Origin of the sequence: Loigolactobacillus bifermentans DSM 20003, assembly GCF_001434575.1 — a bacterium.
Classification (GTDB): Bacteria; Bacillota; Bacilli; order Lactobacillales; family Lactobacillaceae; genus Loigolactobacillus; species Loigolactobacillus bifermentans.
In genome coordinates this window covers 1-1,238 of sequence record NZ_AZDA01000023.1, presented here as the reverse complement: position 1 = coordinate 1,238, position 1,238 = coordinate 1, and the positions used below count along the sequence as shown (strand labels likewise).

Below are 1,238 nucleotides of genomic sequence, written 5' to 3'. Positions count from 1 at the left end.
CCCAAATTGCAAGAACAAATTAGCCACACGATAAATCCTATTAAATCAGTATTTTCATTAATATTCATATTTTATGGACTTAACTTAACCGGCGGAAGCAGCGGAGAAAAGCTCTTTGGGTGTTTGATAGCCAGTTTGCCGGCGCGGTAAATTGTTTAGCTTTGACTCAACTGCTTGGATATCATGAGGACCCAAAATATCCATGGATAGACCCTTGGGTACATCGCGGCGGATCATTCGATTATGCGCTTCGTTAGTCCCACGCTCAGAGGAACGATATGGATGGGCATAATAAAGGTCAGCGACACCGGTAAGTACAGCGCCAACTTCCGAGAACTCAGCGCCATTATCGGCAGTAACTGACTTCATGATTGATCCGTATTCTTGACAGATCTTGGCCAGCTCATAGTTGACCGAATCGGCATCACGACCATCGATCAAACGTAGAATTTGGCAGCGGGATTGACGCTCGATCAGCGTTAAGATCACACTCTCTTGACCGTTGCGCTTGCCCACCACGGTGTCCAATTCGAAATGGCCAAACTCTTGGCGCTGGTCGATACTTTTAGGCCGTTCATCAATACTCCGTCCGGCCAGACGCTTGTGCTTGATCGAGTGATGATGTTTGGCACGGTGGCGCGTTTTTTCGAGTAGATCAAGATTACGGACTTCAAGTAACTGGGCATCAATATAGTGGTATAGCGTCTTGGTCGAGACCATCTCCTCAGGTTGATATAAGCCTTCAAGTTTGGCCCGTCCTACTGCTGCATCAGGCGACCAACCATCTTGACGCAAATGAGTCGTAAAATAGTCGATAAAATCAGCGACACCGACGAGTTTCAAAGGTCGATGACAGTGGGCTCGATTAGCTTCGTACTTAGCTTGTGCTGTTTCTGGTGAGTATACAGCGTAATATTGGCGTTGACCATTCACTTTTTTTACTTGGTCGATCTCGCCGCGGCACAATTCATTATTGATTGTTTGATGACAAACATTAAGCGCTCTGGCAATTGCACGATTGGAATAGCCTTGGCTGTGCAGCGTAGCAATTCTGCCTCGTTCAAACGAAGTTAGGTGCTGACCTTTTTTTCTGACTGTGGTATTCTGTTCTTGCATCAAGACAATAACCTCTTTCATTGTTTGTGTAGGAACATCAATGATAACAGAGATTTGTCTTGGTGTTTTTTATTTTATCAATTAGCTAAAAGTATTTGGCTAACTTGATTATAAAACGCGCG

At 44.8% G+C, this 1,238-nt stretch carries 1 protein-coding gene; it reads right to left on the bottom strand.

Going from position 1 to position 1,238, the window contains the following annotated elements; all coding sequences use genetic code 11:
- Nucleotides 1-84: 84 nt before the first annotated feature.
- Nucleotides 85-1,116, bottom strand: a complete 1,032-nt coding sequence (locus tag FC07_RS04270) for an IS30 family transposase (protein WP_004270929.1) — start codon at nucleotides 1,114-1,116, stop codon at nucleotides 85-87.
- Nucleotides 1,117-1,238: the final 122 nt, after the last annotated feature.